General features: G+C 49.2%; 18 protein-coding genes and 2 riboswitches. Of the genes, 13 read left to right on the top strand and 5 right to left on the bottom strand.

What is annotated here, in order from left to right; all coding sequences use genetic code 11:
* The first annotated feature begins 160 nt into the window (after positions 1–160).
* The 8 genes from PBOR_RS25765 to PBOR_RS25730 all read left to right on the top strand — a co-directional run bounded on the left by PBOR_RS25765 (position 161) and on the right by PBOR_RS25730 (position 11,346).
* Positions 161–1,534 carry an LLM class flavin-dependent oxidoreductase gene (locus PBOR_RS25765; protein ID WP_042219950.1) on the top strand — a complete coding sequence of 458 codons (1,374 nt, stop codon included), beginning with the start codon at positions 161–163 and terminating at the stop codon, positions 1,532–1,534.
* Positions 1,535–2,185: 651 nt separating this feature from the next.
* Entirely contained in the window at positions 2,186–3,772 is a 1,587-nt protein-coding gene (locus PBOR_RS25760; RefSeq protein WP_042216597.1) for an acyl CoA:acetate/3-ketoacid CoA transferase, read from the top strand.
* Between the two features lie 40 nt (positions 3,773–3,812).
* The gene (locus PBOR_RS25755; protein ID WP_042216595.1) at positions 3,813–5,051 is read left to right on the top strand and encodes an L-lactate MFS transporter; all 1,239 of its coding nucleotides are present in this window, start codon (positions 3,813–3,815) and stop codon (positions 5,049–5,051) included.
* Positions 5,052–5,096: 45 nt separating this feature from the next.
* Positions 5,097–6,056, top strand: a complete 960-nt coding sequence (locus tag PBOR_RS25750) for a DUF561 domain-containing protein (RefSeq protein ID WP_042216594.1) — start codon at positions 5,097–5,099, stop codon at positions 6,054–6,056.
* A gap of 94 nt (positions 6,057–6,150) precedes the next feature.
* Positions 6,151–7,548 (top strand): sigma-54 interaction domain-containing protein, encoded by a 1,398-nt coding sequence (locus PBOR_RS25745; protein WP_042216592.1) that lies wholly within the window; start codon positions 6,151–6,153, stop codon positions 7,546–7,548.
* Positions 7,549–7,617: 69 nt separating this feature from the next.
* A complete protein-coding gene (locus tag PBOR_RS25740; RefSeq protein WP_042216590.1) occupies positions 7,618–9,717 on the top strand; it encodes a serine hydrolase domain-containing protein in 2,100 nt (699 codons plus the stop codon).
* 125 nt (positions 9,718–9,842) lie between these two features.
* Entirely contained in the window at positions 9,843–10,529 is a 687-nt protein-coding gene (locus tag PBOR_RS25735; protein WP_042216589.1) for a FadR/GntR family transcriptional regulator, read from the top strand.
* Positions 10,530–10,566: 37 nt separating this feature from the next.
* Complete coding sequence (locus tag PBOR_RS25730) at positions 10,567–11,346, top strand: ABC transporter ATP-binding protein (RefSeq protein ID WP_042216587.1); 780 nt, start codon at positions 10,567–10,569, stop codon at positions 11,344–11,346.
* An 8-nt stretch (positions 11,347–11,354) separates the two neighbouring features.
* On the opposite strand, the gene PBOR_RS25725 is transcribed toward PBOR_RS25730, so the two are convergent.
* Complete coding sequence (locus PBOR_RS25725) at positions 11,355–11,891, bottom strand: cupin domain-containing protein (RefSeq protein ID WP_042216585.1); 537 nt, start codon at positions 11,889–11,891, stop codon at positions 11,355–11,357.
* A 186-nt stretch (positions 11,892–12,077) separates the two neighbouring features.
* On the opposite strand from PBOR_RS25725, the gene PBOR_RS25720 reads away from it, so the two are divergent.
* Positions 12,078–13,244, top strand: coding sequence for a hypothetical protein (locus tag PBOR_RS25720; RefSeq protein ID WP_042216583.1), 1,167 nt, complete (start codon positions 12,078–12,080; stop codon positions 13,242–13,244).
* Between the two features lie 296 nt (positions 13,245–13,540).
* On the opposite strand, the gene PBOR_RS38175 is transcribed toward PBOR_RS25720, so the two are convergent.
* Positions 13,541–15,109 (bottom strand): hypothetical protein, encoded by a 1,569-nt coding sequence (locus tag PBOR_RS38175; RefSeq protein ID WP_245647914.1) that lies wholly within the window; start codon positions 15,107–15,109, stop codon positions 13,541–13,543.
* Positions 15,110–15,183: 74 nt separating this feature from the next.
* A complete protein-coding gene (locus tag PBOR_RS25705) occupies positions 15,184–16,974 on the bottom strand; it encodes an exosporium protein (protein WP_281191884.1) in 1,791 nt (596 codons plus the stop codon).
* Between the two features lie 774 nt (positions 16,975–17,748).
* Here PBOR_RS25705 and PBOR_RS25700 point away from each other — a divergent pair.
* Both PBOR_RS25700 and PBOR_RS25695 read left to right on the top strand, forming a co-directional pair.
* Complete coding sequence (locus PBOR_RS25700) at positions 17,749–20,451, top strand: sensor histidine kinase (protein ID WP_042216581.1); 2,703 nt, start codon at positions 17,749–17,751, stop codon at positions 20,449–20,451.
* Positions 20,444–21,163, top strand: coding sequence for a response regulator (locus tag PBOR_RS25695; RefSeq protein WP_042216578.1), 720 nt, complete (start codon positions 20,444–20,446; stop codon positions 21,161–21,163). Before PBOR_RS25700 ends, PBOR_RS25695 begins: the two co-directional genes overlap by 8 nt.
* Before the next feature lie 109 nt (positions 21,164–21,272).
* Here the strand turns inward: PBOR_RS25695 and PBOR_RS25690 are convergent, their stop codons facing one another.
* Together PBOR_RS25690 and PBOR_RS25685 are read right to left on the bottom strand one after the other, a co-directional pair.
* On the bottom strand, positions 21,273–21,755 hold the full coding sequence (locus PBOR_RS25690) for a hypothetical protein (protein ID WP_042216576.1): 483 nt from the start codon (positions 21,753–21,755) through the stop codon (positions 21,273–21,275).
* Positions 21,748–22,269, bottom strand: coding sequence for a hypothetical protein (locus tag PBOR_RS25685; RefSeq protein WP_042216574.1), 522 nt, complete (start codon positions 22,267–22,269; stop codon positions 21,748–21,750). Before PBOR_RS25685 ends, PBOR_RS25690 begins: the two co-directional genes overlap by 8 nt.
* A gap of 125 nt (positions 22,270–22,394) precedes the next feature.
* A riboswitch (cyclic di-AMP (ydaO/yuaA leader) is annotated at positions 22,395–22,561 on the bottom strand.
* Positions 22,562–22,918: 357 nt separating this feature from the next.
* Positions 22,919–23,105, top strand: a riboswitch (cyclic di-AMP (ydaO/yuaA leader).
* Positions 23,106–23,201: 96 nt separating this feature from the next.
* On the opposite strand from PBOR_RS25685, the gene PBOR_RS25680 reads away from it, so the two are divergent.
* Both PBOR_RS25680 and kdpF read left to right on the top strand, forming a co-directional pair.
* Entirely contained in the window at positions 23,202–23,603 is a 402-nt protein-coding gene (locus tag PBOR_RS25680; protein WP_042216572.1) for a hypothetical protein, read from the top strand.
* 351 nt (positions 23,604–23,954) lie between these two features.
* Positions 23,955–24,032, top strand: a complete 78-nt coding sequence (gene kdpF / locus PBOR_RS38655) for a K(+)-transporting ATPase subunit F (RefSeq protein WP_081972411.1) — start codon at positions 23,955–23,957, stop codon at positions 24,030–24,032.
* The last annotated feature ends 61 nt before the right edge of the window (positions 24,033–24,093 follow it).

The following is a 24,093-nucleotide window of genomic DNA, read 5'->3' as shown; positions in this document are numbered from 1 at the left end:
TTGCATTCACCCGGGGCTTTTCTGCGAACAGGGGCAGACTTTACTTTTTGTAATTGCCGGATTCACTTCTTTCTATTGTACATTCGCCTTAGCATCGGATATCCTCTGTACTTAAAGATATTCATATTCTATTAACAGACGAATCATGGAGCAGGAAGGAATGAGTTCTCAGGTGAAAAAAATCCATCTAGGCATCTTCGACATCAACACGCTGAATCAGATGACTCAGGGGTTGTGGGCACATCCGGACAATCAGTCCTACCGGTATAAGGAGCTGAATTTCTGGATTGAGCTGGCTCAGCTTCTGGAGCGGGGGATGTTCGACTTCATGTTCTTTGCCGATTCGTACGGCTATCCCAATCATAAGCGGGAGCTCACCTACCGGGAAGCGGTGTATGCGCCAACCAACGACCCGATGCTCCTGATCCCCGCGCTGGCGGCGGCGACTAAACATCTGGCCTTCGTGACTACGGCATCTCCCGTCTATGAGCTGCCCTTCCCGAACGCCCGCCGGTTCTCGACACTGGATCACCTCACCAATGGCCGGATCGGCTGGAACGTGGTTGCCACGGGAGGGATCAGCGGGGCGGAGGCCTTCGGCCGAAGCGGTATTCTGCCGTACGACGAGCGCTATGAGCAGGCGGAGGAATTCATGGAAGTCAGCTACAAGCTGCTGGAGGGCAGCTGGGAAGAGGATGCGGTCACCGGTGACAAGCTCAGCCGCCGCTATACCGATTCTTCCAAGGTGCATATCGTCAAGCATGAAGGGCGTTACTTCCAGATGACTGCAGCCCACTCAAGCGAACCTTCGGTTCAGCGGACACCGGTTCTCTTCCAGGCGGGCAGCTCGGACCGTGGACGCGATTTCGCAGCCAAACATGCGGAAGGCGTCTTCCTCAAAGCGCCTACCGCCGAGGCACTGCGTGCACAAGTGCAGGATATCCGCCGGCGGGCAGCAGTCTATGGAAGAGGCCCGGAGCAGATCAAGATCTTCACCGGCTTGTCCGCCGTCGTCGGACGGACGAAGGAGGAAGCGCAGCGGAAGCTGGAATCCTACCGGAGTTATGCCAGCAAGGAAGCTGCACTGCTCACTTACGAGACCTCGACGGGCATCGACCTAACAGCCCTTGACCCGGACGCGCCGTTCACCAATTTGCAGACAGAGCAGGGCCGCACCCATACGGAAAGATACACGAAGCACAGCGGCTTCACTCCTACGGTGCAGGATGTCATCGACAACTTTTCGGCCAAGGAATTCCGGGGAATTACCGTGGCGGGCACAGCAGAAGAGATCGCGGACCAAATGCAGTATTGGGTGGAGGAGACGGGAGTGGACGGCTTCAACTTAGAACGTTATGTGCTGCCAGGAGGACACCGCGACTTCGTCGAGCAGGTTGTGCCTGTGCTGCAGCAGCGGGGGATATTCCGTGAGCGGTACGAGGAAACGACGCTCCGTGAGCGGCTGTTCGGAAAGGGAGCCACGCGCCTGGCGGATACACATCCGGGGGCAGCTTTCCGGAGGCTGGAGGAATAGAGCTTGCATTGAAACGTTTTTAAAATGAAGCGTATACCGTGAACATTGAATAAAGGAAAGAGTGGGACAAGCGCGCTTGAAGCGCCAGGTCTCGCTCTTTTTTTAGAAGCGGAAGGTCGGTTATTAACTTACTCTGCTTAGATTTGCGGTAATTATGCTTCCATCCGCTGTTGCAAAAATGCAATTTACGCCCCGAGGAAAAAATATTTTATTTTTTCTTCACTGGTACAGAATATCTTAAATTCCATTCTGCATGCATTTGTATTATCCGCCGGATAGAATAGGCCGCCTCCGCGTTGTTGTCACTAACAGCAGAGTAAGCGTGATGAAATAGTGTGGTTATTTTGCGACTCATACCTCTAAGCCGGGTGGGGGAAATTCAGCCCTGTATTGCAGCTGTTTGTTCAAGCCTGCTTATCAGGCATTGCAGAAAAACCTGCTTGAAAAGGGTGCGTTCAACAGAGCCAGTCGCAAAAAAACAACAGAAAAAAACCTTGAATTAAAGCCATTTGGGGCCGGTTGACCGGTCCTTTTTTCTGTAATACGATGACATTGAAAAATATTTCACAATATGTTCAAGGCGTATGAAGCAACTGTTTTATTTTTTTAATTAGAGAAGTGAAATTATTCACATACAAGGGAGCAGATGAAATGACCAAAGTAATTTCAGCCGCCAAAGCAGCGGAACTCATCAAAGACGGAGATACAGTGGCAGCCAGCGGATTTGGATTATCCTGCTGGGCAGAAGAGATGGGGATAGCCATTGAAGACCGCTTCATGCAAACAGGGCTGCCGAGGAATCTGACGGTCATGCACGCCAGTGCAGTCGGCAACCGCCGCGACAAAGGGATGAGCCACTTAGGCCATGAAGGCTTAATTAAACGCTGGATTGGCGGAATTGCCATTGCTTCTCCCGGGATGGCGAAGCTGATCGAAGAAGACAAATGTGAAGCGTACAATTTGCCCCAGGGTGTAATTACTCAGCTCTACCGGGAAATTGCCGCCAAACGTCCGGGTGTGATTACCAAAGTGGGCATGGAGACGTTCGTAGATCCCCGGGTCGAAGGCGGCAAAATGTCCCCGTCCACGAAGGAAGACATTGTGAAGGTTATCGAGCTTGAGGGAGAAGAGTGGTTATTCTATAAATCCTTTCCCATTCATGTCGGCTTGATCCGCGGAACCGTGGCAGATGAGAACGGCAATCTGACGCTGGAAAAGGAAGGCCTGCATATGGAGGTCCTGCCTATCGCCCAGGCAGTCCGCAACTCGGGAGGGATCGTGATCGCCCAGGTAGAGACGGTTGCCAAGCGCGGCACCCTTAACCCTAAGGATGTTAAAGTTCCAGGGATTCTAATAGATTATATTGTCGTGTCCAAGCCGGAGAATCATTACCAGACAGAGAACACCCAATATAATCCGGCATTCTCCGGTCATGTTAAGGTGCCTACCGAATCTATTGAATCGCTGCCGCTGGATGAGCGCAAAATCATCTCCCGCCGGACGGCAATAGAGCTTCAGCCGAATGCGATCCTGAATCTTGGGGTTGGAATTCCGGTTAATGTTGCCAACATAGCAGAAGAGGAGGGAGTAAGTGACCAGCTGATTCTAACCACGGAGGCCGGTTCTATCGGGGGTGTTCCTGCAGGTCTGAAGGACTTCGGCCATGCGTATAACTCTGAGGCCATCGTAGATCATGACGCGCAGTTCGATTTCTATGATGGTGGCGGTATCGATTTATCTGTCCTTGGCCTCGCTCAAATGGATGAGTCCGGGAACGTAAATGTCAGCAAATTTGGTACCCGGGTAGCCGGATGTGGCGGATTCATTAATATCTCTCAAGCAGCCAAAAAGCTGGTATTCGCAGGTACATTTACTGCCGGCGGTCTGGAGATCAAGGTTGAAGACGGGAAATTGCACATCCTTCAAGAGGGAAAAGTGAAAAAGTTCATTAAGAAGGTGCAGCAGATCACGTTCAGCGGTTCTTATGCGGCCAAAGTAGAGCAACCGGTTGTATATGTTACGGAGCGCGCAGTATTTGAGCTGCTGGATGGAAAAGTAACCTTAACTGAAATCGCACCGGGTGTTGATCTGCAGACGCATATTCTGGATCAGATGGAGTTTGTACCGGTGATCTCACCCGCGCTCAAGCAAATGGATCAAGCCATGTTCCACGAACACTGGGGGAAGCTGAAATCTATCATTGCCGAGAAAAACCGGGTCTTATTGGAAGTATATTAATCTATCCGTGCTTCAATACACTATGAAAAGGGATGATCTCATGAATATTCAGTTAAACCGCTGGAGGATACTGATCGCATCGGCCATCATTAATATCTGTGTAGGTGCAATATACGCATTCAGTATTTTCGCCCTTCCGTTAACCAAAGTGTTTGATGTCACGATGCCTGATATTATGATGGCTTTCACGATCAACGCGGCGATTTCTCCAATTCCCATGATCCTGGGAGGGAAGTTGGTCGATAAAGGGGGAGCCAGGAAGGCTATATTTATTGGCGGAGCCATGTTCGGGATTGGCTTCATTCTGTCGGGACTCGCAACCGCACCCTGGATGCTGTATATCACTTACGGTGTAATTACCGGGATCGGCCAGGGGATTGTATATTCCTCTACCATTGGCAACAGTGTGAAGCTCTTTCCGGATAAAAGAGGCTTGGCTGCAGGAATTGTTACAGCGGGCTACGGCGGCGGAACCATCGTTATCGCTCCGATTGCCAACGCATTAATCAGCGGCCAGGGTGTCCAGCCGGCTTTGATTATGCTCGGTGCCGTCTTTCTAGTCATCATTCTGAGCCTGGGTCTGCTTGTTCGACCAGCCCTGGCCGGTTATGCCCCTGAGGGCTGGACGCCTCCGGCTGCCGGAGCTGCTAAGGGTGGCGTGAATGTACAATGGCACGAAATGATTAAGAAGCCGCTTTTCTATGTCATCGCCTGCCTGTTCTTAATCGGTGCCTTGTCAGGAATGATGGTAACCGCCAATGCGTCTGTCATCGGACAGAAGATGTTTGGCCTCTCTGCCGCAGCCGCAGCGCTATATGTAAGTCTGTACTCACTCAGTAACTGCATCGGCCGTGTATTCTGGGGCGCTGTATCCGACAAAATCGGCCGGGTAAAATGTCTGCTCATGATCTATCTGGTCATTGCGGCCATGATGCTGACTATAGCATTATCGACATCCATTGCCGGATTTGCGGTAGCCATTGCAGGCATTGGCTTGTGCTTCGGCGGAACCATGGGCATCTTCCCTTCGATTGTCGGTGAGAAATTCGGGATGAAATATTACGGTGTGAACTATGGTGTCACCTTTATCGGTTATTCAGGAGCGGCCTTCTTCGGACCAAGAATTGCCGGTAAGGTGGCAGCGGCCAATGACGGAATGTTCACGAATGCTTTTTACATCGCGCTGGTAATCTCTTTGGTTGGTTTTGCTCTAACCTTTGTGTACAAAGCAATGGACAAACAACAGCCGCCACAACCTGAAGTTACCCAAGCCGCTTAAGCAACTGAGTTACATTAATGAACAATATAAATGGAGGTTAACACAATGTCGATTACACAACTATTAGGGATTAAATATCCGATTTTTCAGGGGGGGATGGCTCAAATCGCAGTTTCTCCTCTGGTAGGGGCTGTGTCCAATGCAGGAGGGCTGGGCATTATCGGTTCAGGCGGATTTACTGCGGACCGTCTCCGTGACGAGATTCGTAAGGTGAAAGCAAGCACCGATAAACCCTTCGCTGTAAATTTGATGCTGATGATGAACAATATCCCTGAGCTTATTGAGGTTATTATCGAAGAAGGCGTGAAGATTGTGACCACGGGTGCAGGCACGCCTGCCCCGTACATGACAACGCTCAAAGAGCATGGCATTATCGTGATTCCGGTAGTTCCTTCGGTCAAAATCGCCAAGAAAATGGAAGCCTTAGGTGTCGATGCGATTGTTGCCGAAGGAACCGAAGCCGGCGGACATGTGGGTGAAACTACGACGATGGCTCTTCTGCCTCAAGTCGCCAGTGCAGTGTCGATTCCGGTAATTGGAGCGGGTGGGATTGCAGATGGCCGGGGTATCGCAGCGGCATTTGCACTCGGAGCGCAAGGCGTTCAGGTTGGAACCCGGTTCCTGGCTACGGTGGAATGCCCTACTCACGAGAACTTCAAACAAGCCGTCATTAATGCTGATGATACGAGCACAACAGTGACTGGCCGCAGCCTGGGCGGTCCTGTAAGAAGCATCAAGAATAGTATGATTGCTGAATTCCTGAGACTAGAGAATGAGAAGGCTTCGCGCGAGGAGCTGGAGAAATTAAGCCTGGGATCTTTGCGCCGGGCTGTATTTGAAGGAGATACGGATACCGGCTCCGTAATGGCAGGACAGATTTGCGGGATGGTAAATAAGATTACTACGGTTGAAGAGATGATTACCACGATGTTCGAAGAGGCGCAGGAAACCCTCGGGAAGCTCGGACATTTACAGCTGGGACCATTATCAGTTGTAGGCGCATAATAAAGTGTCATATTATAAGCCAAGTGGTATCATTTACGTAATGATATCGTTTGGCTTTTTTTCCGGATAAGGATGTAAGCGTTACTATAATTGTATGGGACTGGTGAATTTGACGAGAAAAAATAAAAAATCAGGCAAACGTACGATGAACGACATTATCGAAGAATTGCCTTCGACTTTATTTGTCACCGATCCACACGGAAATATATTAATTTCCAATGAATTTACCGCTTTAACCATCGGAGTTCAATTGGAGGAGCTGCTGAAGGCGAATGTCCAGGATTTGGTGAAGGCCGGCTATTATCCGCATTCGATAACGATGGAGGCCATTCAAAGTAAACAAAAGGTCTCAAAAAATGTCGTAACCTCAAGAGGATTTCATATCTTCTCAACAGCGATTCCTATTCTGGACAAGGATGGGGAGGTACAGCTGGTCGTCACCACTTCCAATGAATTCAAACAGGAGCACGCTTATTATGAAGCCAACGTGCCTGTAACCCAGCAGATGAACAAGCAGCTTGGAGAGGCGGCGGCCGGGAGCGGGAAGGGCATTGTGGCTGAGAGCCTTGCCATGAAGCAGATTATCAAGGTATGCAATCAAATGGCTTCCTATGACAGCAAAGTCTTAATCTACGGTGAGTCCGGGACCGGTAAAGAGGTTATAGCGAAATATATTCATCTGAAGAGTGACAAGTGGAAGGGGCCCTTCATTGTCATTAACTGCGCAGCGATTGCCCCGTCTTTATTTGAATATGAATTGTTCGGATATGAGAAAGGCGTCATGGAAGGGCAATCTGAAGTGAAGAAGGGCATGATTGAAATTGCGAACGGCGGGGTGCTGTTCCTGGATGAAATCGCGGATTTGCCGCTTGAGATGCAAGCCAAGCTATTGCGGGTTCTGGAGAATAATGAAGTCAGACGCGTCGGCGGCATCGTGAATATCCCGGTCCATTGCCGTGTGATCTCAGCTACGAACCGGGATCTGTGGAGTATGGTGAAGAAGGGCCTGTTCCGGGAAGATCTGTATTACCGGATTAATGTGATCCCGATTCATATCCCTCCGCTGCGTAACCGCAAGCTGGACCTGGTAGGCTTAATCTCCAGCTTCATCGCCAGCTTCAATCAAATGTACGGGAAGAAATATGTCTTAGGTGCGGAAGAGTTTGAGAAGATGCTGAGTCAGCCCTGGCACGGGAATGCGAGAGAGCTGAGGAATTATATCGAACGGCTTGTGGTTACGGAATACACGGGAATTAACCAGGAGGAAGAGGATCAGGTTGCGGACTGGTTTGCAATCGACCACTTCATCGACAAGAATAAACATCGCCTGTCTGCGCTGAAAGACTTCACTGCAGTAGCAGAGGGGCGTTATATAGTAAAAGTGCTGAAGGATTGTTATGGAAACGGTACAGAAGCGGCCAAAAAATTAAGTGTGGACCGCTCGGTTATTTACAGAAAGCTGAAGAAAATGGAAGAAGTGCTGCGGAATTAAATGAACCCATTTCCATGAACTGCCGTAGAAACAACTATATCTACTATTTCATGGAATGGAGTGAAGTGAATGAAGTTGTCTATATTGCGAAACCGTTCTGCCTTCTGGACGAGGACAGTGCTTGCCGCTGCCCTGATTCTGACGCTGGCGGCCCCGGCGGTACAAGCGTCTGCAGTTTCTCCCGCGTCTGCACCTCCGGCAGCTGCTGCCGCACAAGCCAAGCCGCTGACGACGGAGAATGCCGCAGCGTTCCTCAAGCAATTCTTCAGCGCGGAAGAGGTGAAAGCGCAGCTTGCCGGTGCGGTTGTCATTGTGGTTAAGGATGGCAAGACGGTGATTGAAGAGGGCTTCGGCTACGCGGACAAGGCTGCCAAAACAGCGGTAGACCCGGACGAAACGGTCTTCCGTATGGCCTCGGTATCCAAAACCTTCACTGCCGCTGCCGCCATGCAGCTGGTAGAGCAAGGCAAAATCGATTTGAAAGCGGATTTCCAGACCTATACCGGGCCGATTGTCTTCGACAATCCCTTCGGTGTTCCGGTAACGGTGGAGAATCTGCTGACCCATACTACCGGGTTCCGCATTCAGGACCCCCAGCCGGAAGATATCAACGATGATTTCGAGGCAAAGGTATCGATAGAGGATTATGTGCTGCAGAATATGCCGCCGGTGGTCCGTGAGCCGGGCACTTCCTACATGTATGACAACTTCGCTTCACTGCTGCTGGGTCTGGTGGTAGAGAAGGCCAGCGGCATGCCTTATGAGGATTATATGGAGAAGTATGTATTCTCCCCGTTGAATATGGATTCAAGCGGCTACCTGCTGGAAGGCAAGCTGAAAGAAGATCTGGCTACCGCCTATGATGCCACCGGTAAGGCGCTTGATCTGTACACAGTAACTCCGACAGTTATGCCGCATGGAGGCATGCTATCTACTGCCGATGATATCGGCAAGTTCATGACGGCTTTTCTGAACGGAGGCACTTCCGGGAATAACCGCATTCTGGCTGCAAGTACAGTAGATGCCATGGAGGAATACCGTTCCTCCATCCACCCGTTGCTGCCGAATACGACCTATGGCTTCGAAGCACCTATTCAGCTTCCCGCTGCCGGCAGCAGCTCCAAGATTATCACCAAAGCAGGCGACTTAATCGGCTTCAGCACTTATATGTTCCTGATCCCGGAGCAGAACACCGGGGTGTTCATTGCCTACAATCAGCAGAGCGCATTGCGGGAGCTGTTCTACCCGGCGTTCATCAAGGCGTTCTTCCCGCAATACGCCGCACCGGCGAAGCTGGACACCTTCCAGCCGCTGAGTGCTGAGGCTCTGGATGCGTTCACCGGCTACTATGCGGATCTCCGTCTCAAGAGCCTGGTCTCTACAGTTGCTGTACAAGAGGGAGCGCTTACCATTAGCGATGCCTTGCTGGGCACCCGCCAGCTGCAACAGGTAGATGATAATCTGTTCATGGATGAGCTTACTAAGAAATTTACCGGTTTTGAATTGACGGCGGACGGACAAGGAGCTTATCTGAAAGAACCGTATCTCAATCCTTACAGCTATGCGCAGAAAGGACCGGACGGCGCAGGTTATGCCGATGTCACCGCAAGCCATCCCTATGCGGTCCCGGTTATGATGCTGCAGTCGCTGGGTTATCTGCCGAATGATGCAGCGCTCAGCTTCGAGCCTGAAGCGGGAATTACTCGGGCCGAGTATGTGCGGCTGCTGCTGGAGAGCAGCAGTGTCAAGGAGAGCAAGACCACGAAGCTGGCGTTCCCTGATCTGCAGGGCCATCCGGATGCCGGTTATATACAAATGGCTGTAGAACTTGGAATGGTTGAGGGAACAGCAGGCGGAGAATTCCAGCCTGACCGGGTCATTTCCCGCCAGGAGGCGGCGGTCATGGTATGGAGGCTGCTCAGTGCACAGTACCCGGATAAGCTGTTCCAGGATGTGAAGCTGGCCGGTAATACGGATAAATGGGCCGTTCCGGCAGTGAAGATGGCCGTGGCTCTGGGCCTGTACGGACCTGACATCAAGGCGGATGCCAAGGGGGCTGTTGATTTCAAATCCAGAGAAGCCTTGAGCAAACAGGAGAATGCTGCCATTCTGTATGCCCTGTTCACGAATCCGATGAATCAGATCGTAGCCGGACTGGCGGAGAAATAAGGGAAAGCGGGTAACTAATCTTGACTCAAAGAAGAGCACATTCTACGGGATGTGCTCTTTCTTGTATCCGCAGCTTGTTAAGTAACGTAGATCATGGTAATCTGCAACAAAGAGGAGATGATCAGATGTTTGAAGAGGGATCGTTCCGGCCCGTTCAACCCGTTAAGCTGGTAGACGATATTGTGAATCAAATCCAACAGCAAATATCAAAGGGGCTTATCCTGCCCGGTGACAAATTGCCTCCGGAGCCTGAGCTAATGAAACTGTTCAATGTAGGCCGTTCTACCATCCGCGAAGCCATTCGTGTGCTGGTTCATGCCGGGCTGCTTGAGAAAAAACAGGGGTTCGGTACGTATTTGAAATCCGGCCCCGTCATTCAAGAACCGCTTACCCATCGTTTACACCGTGCAGAGCTAATTGAGGTGTTCGAAGCCCGGAAGATGCTTGAAATAGAAATTTCAAGATTGGCAGCTCTGCGGCATAATGGCACAGACCTGTCCCGTATGCGGGAGCATTTGGATACGAGGAAGACGGCACTGGAGCAGAATGACCGTGAGCTCTATGCCAAATCGGATATTGAATTTCATCTGGCTGTGGCAATGGCCAGTAAAAATTCCGTGATCATTGACTTATATCGGACCTTCTCGCATGTTCTATCAGAGGCTATGAATCAATTGAACCGCAGCTATAGCTCCCATGATCCCCAATCCTACTACCATGAACAAGTGTATGAAGCTATTAAAAATGGCGATTCCGATCAGGCAGTACAATGGACTCTGAATATACTAAACGGCACGCTTTCCGAGCTGTAGAATTGACGAAAACCTTAATAAGAGAGGGGAATGAGGCATGATCATATCACTCCAAAATGTATCCTGGCAAAGGGATAAAACGATGATTCTGCGCGATATGAACTGGGAAGTGGAGCAGGGGCAGCACTGGTGTATCGTTGGTCTGAACGGATCAGGCAAGACGACGATGCTGAACGTTGTGAACGGCTATATCTGGCCGACGACGGGGCAGGTCGAGGTGCTGGACCACCGCTTCGGCGATGTTGATCTGCGGGAGCTGCGCAAACGGATCGGGTGGGTCAGCACTTCGCTGCAGCAGAAGCTGTACGGCCATCAGACTGCGCTGAATATTGTCCTCAGCGGGAAATTCGCAACCATTGGCCTGTATGACAAGACGAATGAGGAGGATCTGAAACAAGCGGAGGAGCTGATGGAATTCCTTGGCTGCGCTCCTTTGGCTGCCCGTACATACGACACCTTGTCGCAGGGACAGCGCCAGAAAATCCTCATTGCCCGTGCGCTCATGGCGAATCCGGAACTGTTAATCCTGGATGAGCCGTGTACAGGACTTGATATCTTTGCCCGGGAACAGCTGCTGCAGATGATCGAGAAGATTACGCAGCAGCCCGGCGGGCCCACCTTGCTGTATGTAACGCATCATATCGAAGAGATAACGCCTTGCTTCACGCATACGTTATTGGTGAAGAACGGTGAAATCTACAAAGGGGACAAGACCGTAAACTGCTTGCGGTCAGATGTGCTAAGTGATTTCTTCGATACCCCTGTTGAAGTACAGGAGCATCATAACCGCAAGTGGCTTACACTTGCCGGTGAGTAATAATTAACTTATGGATTAATACCCCACACTTCAAGCAGCGGACCTGTCTCACCGTAGACCGGATCACTGTCCGGCAGCGGCACTTTGCCAATCTCGGAGAGTGCCGCCGTGAAGTCATCCGGCGTCGCCCGGCGGGTGTTGTAATCTGCTCCGCCCGGATAAGCGCCGGCGATGCGGAAGTCCTGCGTGGACGTGAGCCGCTTATGTGCTGTACCGGCAGGCAGCACCAGGACATCCCCGGCTGACACCTCAACCCTGCGGCCGGCATCGCCGCCTAGCTGCAGGCTGGCGCTGCCGGACATCACACCAAGCACCTCATGCGCATTGCTGTGGTAATGGTGATAGCTGAATACCCCGTTCACCCAGCTGTTCCGCCAGCCGTTATCATTGAAGATCTGCTCTGCGTTTGCCGGGTTCTCCTGAAATGCACCTGTATACAGAACTGCCGGAAGCTCCGGATTATTCGGCAGCAGCTTGTCTGCCTCGAAGGAGAAAGTTTCGATAGAGCTATTCTGCTTCGGTCTGTCATGATGAGATTCTGGCATTCATGATCATCTCCTTGTCTTTAGTTGTCATTACCCAAACCCTTTGATGGCCCATCATAGTGTATCCTCTTGCCGTAAATTTCTTCAGGACCTTGAGGTTCTGAGGGTTTACCTGACAACAATAGGGTAATTTATGGCATACAGTGTAATATATCTGTTATAAACGGGGTGAAAGGGAGGTTCATTATGATACGTAAAATAGGTACATTGCTGGCTGCCGCGCTGCTGCTGCCCGCACTCTTCATTATCCCGGCGGCAGCTGCCGCTCCGGTACAAGATAAGGCTGCTCCGGTTCAGGTGGCAGCGGCAACCCAGAGTCCGGCCACGAACGGACTGGTGCCGCTGACCGGCGCAATTAACGGGAATCTGCCGATTCATATGTCGGTGAAGATTGAGAGCAGCGGGAAACTGACCGGCAGTTATTATTACGACAAATACAAGAAGACAATCAAACTCTCAGGTAATGTCAGCGGCAAAATAGTCAATATGTATGAATACGATGCCAAAGGTAAGGAAACGGGCCGTTTCGAGGGCTGGTGGATTGCCGGAACCGGCTTTGCCGGGGTATGGAGCAACCCGGACGGTACCCGCCAGCTGCCGGTAGAGGCGTTGACGGCAACAGCTGCCAAGAGTGTCAAGGTCCCGGCAGCTGCCGAGTGGAACGGCGAATGGTACATGGCGAGCAAGTCACCTTTCTATGGGGGATATGTGGAATTCAGCAACGTCAAGAGTGATAAGCTGACCTTTTCCATTGATGCATTTGATGGCGGCCATTCCGGCCAGCTGTATGAAGAGTCGGCTGTGGTCCGCAAACGGATGGCTGTATACAAGGAAGAGGACGGTTCGGTTGTCTTTTTCTACCTGCTGAACGGACAGCTGTATGTGACCAGCCCTTCGCCGGTATACTCTGCAGGTGCGAACGTTACCTACACCGGCGAATATGCCAGAGGCCCATACAAAGAGGGTGTCTACACGCTGAAGGATACAGGTGTCTTCAAGACAGCTGCGGAAGACAAAGCCTTCCGCACAGTGGTAGGGGATGATTACGATCTGTTCCTGTACAGCATGCAGCTGCTGGATAAGCCGAAGGATCTGGATGGACTGGGTGCAAGCGTAATCTCAGGCGGCGTGCGCGGACTGTTTACACTGACGGAAGCGATCATTATGTATGATAAACAGGGCCACTACTGGGCAGCGGTGCTCGACACGGATAATGAGAACAGCATTGAAGATATTGATGTCGCCATTGTCCGGTTCTACACCAACGTGCCGAATACAACTGAACTGCCGAAGACGATTGCCAAATGGACGGAGGCTTTTCCCGAATACGATGTTGTATTTATGAATCCATAACATTGAATCTAAAGAAATAATTCAAAGTAACGATGTCACTAGGCCCTCTTGGGGCACAGGAGCTCATAATTAGATGTTTTACACCTAAGTTATGTTCTTAACTTAATCTTGTAGCTGATTTCTAGTACAGCTGTAGGAATCAGATGAGCAAGGAGTCTTGTCGATTAGAAATTCATCACTTAGCAGGCATAAGGCCAATTAAAGCTCTTGTATACTGAAAATTGACCTGTCAAGGTACTGAGTTGAACTGTTGGGGAGAATATCTGACATAATCTCCCCTTTTTTAAATTTATTTTTCACCATTCTTCTGTAAGGCTAAAAGTTGCAGTAACAGAATTAGTAGCGCCACTTAAATTAGCTACAGCCAGTGTGACAAATTCATTATCCGGCAATTGGAAATCCAATAATGAAGCAGAGGCTGAAATTCGAGCAATACCTCCAACTCCAGCAGCTAGCCCTTGTAATAGTACCTGACCGCCTGATATTGTTGTTAGAGTATTATTAACTAGAAGAGCTGTTTCTGAAGAGGGGATATTAGTAGTCACAGTGGGGAAGTTTGTAAATGCTCCATCAATCGTTCCACCGAGTATGAGTTGATAGTAAATATCTTCTGAAGTTACAAGATCAATCGCTTCGAGTTTTACGCTGACTGAATTTGCTCTACCTGAACCTGGCGGGAAAAACTCCTTTCTTTGAAAGGACAAAACAGGTGTAAGGGTTCCTGATGCAGTTACTGTTCTTCTTTCGGAAGTAACCCTGAAGACTGGATTATATTTGCCTAAAATACTATATTGTCTTCCTCCAACAAATAAATTGAGCCCAGTTGCTGTGCCATTATTAAATATTTCTGCACGCAGGGGAAGATTTGGATCAGCAAGACTTGTCTGCCCGCTAGGTGAGAACCGGTGAACTGTAATTACTTCTTGTGCTAAAGTCGTAGCATTGGGAAGCACTACTCTAAATTCAATGACTCCATATCCATACCAAGTAAATACCATTTGGAAAATGTTACCTTCCGATAAACTAAGCGTTATCCCGCTTGGCCCCGTTCCATCTAATTTATCTACGTTCCAGGATGTTTGAGGAATTACAGTGTCAACACTTGCTCTTCGAATCGCAACAAATATTCCATTCGCCACACTCTGACCAAAGAATAAGCCATTTTGATCGTCAAAAGCACCCCATCTCACCACTTGGCTTCCTGTGGGCGCAACCGGTAAACGGATGCCTATGCCTGCTTCGGCAGCTAAACCTGGTTCATACCTTCCTCTTTCCGAACTTTGGAGGATGGCGATATCTCCGCCTGATGCTGTCGTAGTTAATTGAAACTCCGTGTTGGTACTTCCAACCGTAGCACTGCCCAGTGTGGCAACAACGTCTCTTAGACTAGATAATCCATATACCGAGGTCAGTTCAATAATCGGTGTTTTTTCACTTGTTCTTAATTCGCTAAATTGGGAGCTAACATTTGGTCCTACTCCCACTATGGTTGCATTAGGATCGATAGTACTTGTTGCTTCTAACAATTCTGAAGATACGATACGGTGAGGTGTTACAAGTTGCCCTGAAGCATTTTTCCCCCAAACGGAGATTTCCATTTGATCTTCTGCTACGCCGCTGGTTGTAAAGATAAACTCAAAGGCACTAAAGTTCGCATAATAATTCTTCGTTACTACCTCATTTGGGCTTATAATAATTGTTTCGAGTATATATAACGTTCTGGTTCCGTTTAGGTAGTATCCCTGGATCATGATGCTCGCATTATTGACTGAATCACGATTTTCGATTTTAACGGTCAATTGTTGGGTTGGGCTTTCACCACTGACCTGATTATTTTCTATCGGTCCGGTTGATAAAATAGCCATATCTCTGACTCTCCCTTATCTCGAAATTTTAGATACAGAAAATCCCAATCCCAATCCCAATCCATTTTAATATTTTACTGAACCTGAATAATTGAAACAGAACCATCCGTAAACGTAGTTGTTGCTGATCCATTATAAAGAAAATCGATTGTTATAGCAGTTGAGGTAGCGTCAACTAAGAATGTACCAGATACGCTCACATTAGCATCTACAGTTCCAGTAACCGATCTGCCTGAAAAACGACTTTGAAATACTAGATTTAATCTTGGTGTAACAGTAACATTTCCATTTACTGAACTAGTTGCCCTGAAAGTAAAAGATACTAAATAAATGTGTCCTATGGCCAGTACAAAGGTCGTATTTGACGGATGCAAAATGTTAGCGCCATTAATGAATGAGGTCGTATACGAAATTGCCGTCCCATTTACTACAGATGCTACATTCACAGTAAATAGTCCGTTTTGTAATGTGCCACCTGTTCCGGTGGCTCCAGTGACACCCGTTGCCCCGGTCACTCCTGTCGCACCTGTTGCCCCGGTGACACCTGTCGCTCCGGCGGCCCCAGTGGCTCCCGTTTCACCTGTCGCCCCGGTGAGGCCGGTGGCTCCCGTTGCCCCAGTAACACCTGTCGCCCCGGTGACGCCGGTTGCTCCAGTGACTCCGGTCGCCCCGGTTGCTCCTGTGACTCCGGTTGCTCCTGTGACTCCCGTTGCCCCGGTGACACCTGTCGCCCCGGTGACACCTGTCGCCCCGGTGACACCTGTCGCCCCGGTGACTCCAGTGGCTCCCGTTGCCCCAGTAACTCCGGTCGCCCCGGTGACTCCGGTTGCTCCAGTGACTCCGGTCGCCCCGGTTGCTCCAGTGACTCCGGTTGCTCCTGTGACTCCCGTTGCCCCGGTGGCACCGGTCGCCCCGGTTGCTCCTGTCGCTCCAGTGACTCCGGTTGCTCCAGTGACTCCGGTTGCTCCAGTGACTCCTGTCGCTCCTGTGACTCCCGTTGCACCGGTGGCACCTGTCGCCCCGGTGGCTCCCGTTGCCCCGGTGACACCTGTCGCCCCGGTGAGGCCGGTGGCTCCCGTTTCACCAGTGGCCCCTGTGACCCCGGTTGGCCCAGTGGCCCCAGTTTCACCAGTCGCCCCGGTGAGGCCGGTGGCTCCCGTTGCACCAGTCGCTCCGGTGACTCCAGTGGCTCCCGTTGCCCCTGTTGCGCCTGTCGCTCCGGTGACGCCAGTAGCTCCCGTTGCCCCTGTTGCGCCTGTCGCTCCGGTGATTCCGGTAGCCCCAGTGGCCCCAGTATCACCAGTCGCCCCTGTGACGCCAGTGGCTCCCGTTGCCCCTGTTTCACCCGTCGCTCCGGTGGCTCCAGTGGCTCCCGTTTCACCAGTCGCCCCGGTGACGCCAGTGGCCCCAGTTTCACCCGTCGTTCCGGTAGCCCCGGTGGCCCCAGTTTCACCAGTCGCCCCGGTGACGCCGGTAGCTCCCGTTGCCCCCGTCGTCCCTGTGACGCCAGTGGCTCCCGTTGCCCCTGTTTCACCAGTCCCTCCGGTAGCTCCAGTGACTCCCGTTGCCCCCGTCGTCCCGGTGACGCCAGTGGCCCCAGTTTCACCCGTCGTTCCGGTAGCCCCGGTGGCCCCAGTTTCACCAGTCGCTCCGGTAGCTCCAGTGGCTCCCGTTGCACCTGTCGCCCCGGTGACGCCAGTGGCTCCCGTTGCCCCTGTTTCACCAGTCGCCCCGGTGACGCCGGTAGCTCCAGTGGCTCCCGTTGCACCTGTCGCCCCGGTGACGCCAGTGGCTCCCGTTGCCCCTGTTTCACCAGTCGCACCGGTGACGCCGGTAGCCCCAGTGGCCCCTGTTTCACCCGTCACTCCGGTGCTTGCTCCTACCAATTCTGAAGATACGATACGGTGAGGAGTTACAAGTTGTCCCGCGGCATTTTTTCCCCAAACTGAAATTTCAATTTGTTGTTCTGCTAAACCGGTCGTTGTGAAGACAAACTCAAAAGCATCTAGGTCTGCAAAAAAATCCATTGTTATTGCTTCATTAGGATTTACACTAATTAATTCAAGTACATATAAAGCTCTCATCCCGTTTAGGAAGTAACCCTGAATCAAAATACTTGCATCATTAACAGAGTCAGCATTATCAGCTTTAATGGTTAGCTGTTGTGTTGGCCTTACACCACTGACCAGATTATTTTCTATTGGTCCAGTTGATAGAATAGCCATTTACTTGGTCCCTCCTTCTCAAAGGTATGTAGAGTTCATGTTCTACATAGAGTATTCAAATTTTTTCTCAAGGTGTGGACGCTATGTTCGAGTACGATTTTTAATTTCCATAAAAATAGACCGCCCTTTTTCAAAGGCCTGCGGTCTATTTCCTGACTAATCTATCGAGGGCCGCCGACTTAAAATGCGGCTTTAGCGTAAGGGAGCCTTAATTATAGCAACGTTCTTTTGAATGCGTTTGCTTTACCCAAACTGTATCTTAACATGATCTTAATGCTACAGCAGAACTCGTAATACTATGCTGATTTTGCAGATGATATACTAGCGCTAAACGAGACTAGAAAAAATTGCGAAATCTTGTGCAAACAGGAGAATTTCGAGGAAGGTCTAATGCGAAACAAGAGGGGGAAGTGGATGGGAACCAATCAAAACAGTTCAGATTCCCTGCTCGATCGGATTTCTAACATGCCGGAGGATAAGAAGCCGGGAAAGTTAAAAATATTTTTCGGATATGCGGCAGGTGTCGGCAAGACCTGTGCGATGCTGAGTGCCGCCCAAGAGGAGCAAAAAAACGGAGTCGATATGATCGCTGGATATATCAAGCCTCATGGTAGGCGGGAAACTTCGTCCCTTATCGAAGGAATAGAGCTTTTACCGCCACTGGAAATCTTGCACAAAGATGCTGTAATACAGGAATTTGATCTGGATCGTGCGATCCGCAGAGGCCCTGAGGTGATTTTGCTGGATGAACTGGCACATACTAATGCGCTGGGGTGCCGTCATACGAAAAGATATCGTGATGTTGAGGAACTGCTCAAAGCAGGAATTAACGTCTACACCACGGTTAACGTTCAGCATATTGAAAGTCTGCATGATGTGGTTGCTTCCATAACCGGTATTTCCGTGCATGAGCGTATTCCAGACAGCGTTTTCGACAGTGCTGACCAGGTTGAGCTGGTGGATATTGAGCCTGATGATCTGATCGAACGTCTAGCGAAGGGGGAAATCTACCGTGAAGAGCAGGAACGGCAAGCGCACGCCCACTTGTATAGCAAAGAAAAATTGATCGCCTTGCGTGAGATTGCTCTGCGCTACACGGCCAATCAGTTCAAGAGGATCGAAATGAAAATCAGTCCACAGGAAATGGATAACAGGTTTTATGCAAAAGAGCATATCTTAGTCTGTCTATCTTCTGCTGCCTCTAATAAAAAGGTTATACGTACAGCGGCAAGAATGGCTGATGCTTTCCACGGGGATTTCACAGCATTATATGTGGAAACGCCGGAAAGTAAACAATTGAAGCAGAAAAGCAAGGAAGAATTGATGTGGAATCTTAGGCTAGCCGAACAGCTCGGCGCACAGATTGCCACTGTATATGGGGAGGATATCCCGGGACAGATTGCGGAATACGCCAATACAAGCCGGGTGTCGAAGATCGTCATGGGACGTTCGCATAACAACCGAAAAAGATGGTTTACCAAACCAAACCTGATGGATAGGCTGACCGTCTCCGCGCCGAGCATTGATATTTATATTATCCCTGATACTCAGCCTTCACCCAACAACAGGTTTCCTCCATATGCAAGACCCCCGCAGCTGACGCTGGCTGATACAGCCAAAACGGTAGGGATTTTGGCTGTCTGTACTATGATCGGTCTGTGGTTTCATTTTTTAGGCTTTAGAGAAGCGAATATCATCACGGTATATATATTGGGTGTTCTGCTTAATGCTATGGTCACCAAAGGAAGGTTATATAGTGCGGCAACCTCGGTACTCAGCGTGCTTGTATTCAATTATTTCTTCACCGAGCCTTATTTTTCTTTGCAAGCCTATGATTCGGGGTATCCGGTCACTTTCCTGGTTATGCTGTCCGCTTCCTTTATAACGAGTACGTTAACCATGCGGGTAAAAGAGCAAGCCCGCCAATCTGCGCAGAAAGCCTACCGTACAGAGGTGCTTCTGGAAACGAGCCGAAAATTGCAGCAGGCTAAAGATATCCCGGCAATTATCAATGAAACAGCAATACAGATGGTGAAGCTGCTGGACAGAACGGTTATTTTTTATCCTGTACAGCAGGGTATCTTGTCCAAGCCGATCATTTTTGCCAAAGAGAAATCGGCTGTTGATCCGCAAAATTATACGGGAAGCAATGAATATGCGGTTGCCGACTGGGTGTATAAGAACAATAAGCGGGCAGGAGCAACTACGGATACCTTCTCAGCTGCCAGCTGCCTTTATCATGCCGTGCGCGGAGGGGATACCGTATTTGCCGTGGCGGCCGTTGTCATGGATCAGGAAGATCCGCTGGAGGTATTTGAGAAGAGCCTGATGATTGCTATGCTTGGAGAAAGTGCGTTGGCGCTGGAAAAAGAAACATTAAATGAAAGACAAAAAGAAAGCTCAATTCAAATCCAGCAGGAACAGCTTAGAGCGAACCTTCTTCGCGCTATCTCCCATGATTTGCGCACGCCTCTTACCAGTATCTCCGGGAATGCCGGTATTCTCATTGGAAACGATAAGGTACTGAGCGAGGAACAGAAAAAGGGGCTGTACACGGATATATTTGACGATTCGATGTGGCTTATCAATCTGGTTGAGAACCTGCTGTCCATTACCCGGATCGACAATGGCTCCTTGAATTTGAATCTGCAGGCGGAGCTTATGGAGGAAGTCATTGCTGAAGCATTGCTTCATATTAACCGGAATAGTAAGGAGCATTTCATTAACACTGTTCTGGATGATGAGTTGATGATGGCCAAAATGGATTCCCGGCTGATTATTCAGGTTCTGATCAATATTGTGGACAACGCCATTAAATATACCGGGATCGGGTCGCATATTACGATCTCAGCGAGATGCGAAGAACAATGGGTGATTGTAGAGATTGCTGATGACGGACCCGGTGTCCCGGATGAATCAAAGACGAAGCTGTTTGAGATGTTCTATACAGCAAATAATGTGCGCGGGGATGGGCGCCGCGGGTTAGGCCTGGGGCTTTCCCTGTGCAAATCCATCGTAAATGCCCATGGTGGTACCATCGAAGTGAAAGACAATTTCCCGCAAGGTACGGTATTCCGCTTTACCCTGCAGGCTGAGGAGGTGAATGTTCATGAATAAGCCTTTGATTCTGGTTGTAGAAGATGACAAGCCTATCCGCAAGCTGATTACCACGACACTGGAGACACAGGGATATAAATATCATACGGCAGAAACCGGTGAGGATTCGATCATTGAGGCGGTTTCCAGACAGCCCGATTTGATGATACTGGATTTGGGTCTTCCGGATATGGATGGAGTGGATATTATCAAAAAAGTTCGGACTTGGTCAAATCTGCCCATTATTATCGTCAGCGCACGCAGTGAAGACCGGGACAAAATCGAGGCGCTGGATGCAGGCGCGGACGATTACCTGACTAAACCCTTCAGCGTGGAAGAACTGCTGGCCAGGCTCAGAGTGAGCTTGCGGCGAGTACGTTATGACAGTGAAAAACTTTTGAAGGATGCTTCTGTATTCACTAATGCCAGCTTGAAAATTGATTATGCCGCAGGCTGCGTATGGCTGGACGAAGAAGAAATCCACTTGACTCCAATTGAATATAAGCTATTATGTCTACTGGCCAAAAATGTGGGAAAAGTACTGACGCATAATCATATCCTGCATGAAATCTGGGGCAGTCCTACCTATGACATCCCTGCCTTACGCGTATTTATGGCAACGCTGAGAAAGAAAATAGAAAAGATGCCCTCGCAGCCAACATACATCCAAACGCATATCGGAGTGGGGTACAGGATGCTTCAGGTTGGTGATGACAGCAAAGTTATCTCATGATTATTTAAACTGAATCCAAAAAGTGATGTAAAAACAGATGTAAAAACAACCATGCTCTTTGTGTATAAGAGCATGGTTGTTTGGGTTTTAACCGTATGCTGGAGCCTATTCAGACTAGGGAGTAATAAGAGACAGATTCATTAAATAATACAGATGAGTCCGGAGGACTTTTAGACTGTTTTGTATAATGCAATACAGGCTCTCTACTGGGGAGAAAACTGTTTATCCGATGCTCATATCGTCCTGCTCCGGCGGCTATTTTCATTCGGAGCTGCCCGCTTTGAAGCATGTTGTCGAGAGCGGCATGGAGTAAATTACGCTGGTTTGGAGCCCATTCCTGCCCGTGCAATCGTATGAGTTCAAAGGCTTCCTCAATTGTGCAATTGCGTATGTTCTTCAGAAATGAACCCCATTTGACCAAATCCACGGCATTGTCACCCGCGCACAGAATGCATTTTCCGTAACTGATCTGCTGTCCGCAGGTTAGCTTCAGCACTCCATACCAGCATCCAGATGGCTCAGATCCGTGCATGAATGACGGACGAGTATCAAATGCAAACAACTCGATTCGTGACAGCCTGCTGTTATTCATGGATGATGCCTCCTAGTGTGTCCATAGACTTGATGTGCAGATGATGGATCTGTTCAGCTTTAGCTATGCAGGCCGCAAGCTCAGCTTCATCCTCACATACGGCCGTATGCTCCAGCCAAACTGCATATTTGGTTCTCTGTACAATCGACAGGTGCATGGGGAAAGCTTTGTGGGACCGCAAAATGTACCAGCCTGGGGCCATGCTTTTCCACGGCTCTCTAAGGAATGTCAATAAAGGAAATCTTCTGTGCGCCGACCAGTCTTGCTCCTGCTGTTTATTTCGTATGCTTTGATAAACTTGGTGAATGATCTGCAGATTCGTACATGTAATGTGTGCTGAAGATGTACTGAACTCGGTCAATACTTCAATCTGACTTGCACCAAAGCCGTAGCCAACAATGTACCGCTGATCATGTTCTTCGTACCATAGAGCTCCGAAACTGGAGTGCGCGAGGCTTACCGGTTCTAATACATCAGGATGAATTCCGAAGTAATATTCTCTCTTATCGTTCATTTTCGCTGCTCCTTACTTAATGATAAGCTGACCTATAACAAAAAAACCGCAGCCAGCGTCGAGATCCTGGCTGCGGTTTTTGCGATTCCAGGTCGAAACAAAACCTTCGCAAAAGCGTGGCAAAATAAGGCTCTCTCCAGTGCTTACGAGGTTAGCTGACGGATTCGGGCGGTGAGAGTCGCCCTACCTGTGAAGAGGATTCTACATCTCTTCTGCGGATTCACCCCATATAGGCTTATAGCCTGTTGGTTCCCCCGTTTCCCGCTAAGCGGGAATTCAGCGTGCGTTTAAAAGGTATCATACGCTGAGCTTTTTGGTTTGTAAAAGATCAAGAATCGTCCTATATGATGGCAATAAGGCATATTGGGGGAGAAAGTGGAAACAATCCAGCTTAAACTCTTCTAAATCTCTATTTATCTGGAAAAACCGCTGTTTTTTTAGTCTTTTAATGCAATCTAAATGGTCAGAAATATATCTTAATGGTTCCTTAATAAGGAGATTAAAGAATTCGGATTAGCGAGAATAATGCTTATGAAAGCGGTAAAAGGCAATGATTTATTTGGATAATTGAGGAGATTTGAGGTTAGGAGCATTTTACAAGAACTCAGAGCAGGAGTATGATTCTACCTGTTTCCAAGGGGTTGAATTGAATAGTGATCCGCTTAATTTCCGTTAAGGAAAGCGGGGGAACCAGCAATCGGAGACCGATGTGAGAGTCGGGGGCGATTATGGGGTGAATCCAGGCCGGGTGCGACTGTTCGCAACCGGTACTGGTAGGGCGACTCTCACCGCCCGAATCCGTCAGCTAACCTCGTAAGCGTCTGGAGAGAGGAGAAGCAATGTGACCATTATGAGCCACAGGGGAGATCCTTAGTGGTTTTTTTGCTATGTATTTATTGATAGTTGTTCATGGTCAGGAGGGAGAAGACAAAATGCTGGATAAAGATGAGTATGTACTGGTGTGCGCTCCGACTTTGGCAGGTGAACACTTTATTGAATTATTGACGGAAAAAGGAATCAAGGTCGCGGGGTTAACAAACAATCCAGATAAGAGAAAACGACTGGAGAACTTGGGGGTTGAGCAAAATATTGTCGTAGATTCTCATGACGAGAGAACCTGGGGGATTCCTCCATTTTCAATTGGGAAAGTATACCTGTTTGAGAGTAACCTTGCGGTTTGTTGCCGATATCTTCAAATGTGCCGCCCTTGGACGTCAAAGTCCATTTTTGTCATCACTACCTCTGTCCATCCCAGACTTGTCTATAAAGGGCTCGGAGCGAACTACGTTATTTATTCTCATAGTGGTAATGTCCATTTTCTTGCAGATCAATAACTCAGCACGGTAGACGGACTTAAGCAATGTCTTAATGTAATCTTTATTCTCTCATGAAAACTCTAACCCTGAACTAATGGCGGAAATGATACGCTATATCACAAGTTAAACAAACATATACGGGGAGCAGAAGAGGCAAATCAAGAAGAATGGGTTTTAAAGGAATAAATACGGCTGATCTAATCAATAATACGAAGGCTAATACTAGGCTGATTTCAAATTTAGGAGAGAGGTGGCAAAGGCGATGATGGATGTGTACATGGTGGCGGCACTCACAGTGATATTCGGTTTGTTTTACGCGTTTGCAACGTGGTGTGAGCACGTTGTTGACGATAAAGGGGAAGCGGAACAATGACTATGGTTTTGATAGCAACCTTGCTGTTGTTTCTGTACTTGGTTTACGCCCTGATTCATCCGGAGAAATTTTGAGTTTTCTGAGATAAAGAACAGTAACTGTTAAAAAAAAATCAATAGCTTTACATTTAAGGAG

Origin of the sequence: Paenibacillus borealis, from assembly GCF_000758665.1 — a bacterium.
GTDB classification, from domain to species: domain Bacteria; phylum Bacillota; class Bacilli; order Paenibacillales; family Paenibacillaceae; genus Paenibacillus_AQ; species Paenibacillus_AQ borealis.
The sequence above is the reverse complement of the archived record's forward strand: the minus strand, read 5'-3'. Positions and strand labels throughout refer to the sequence as shown.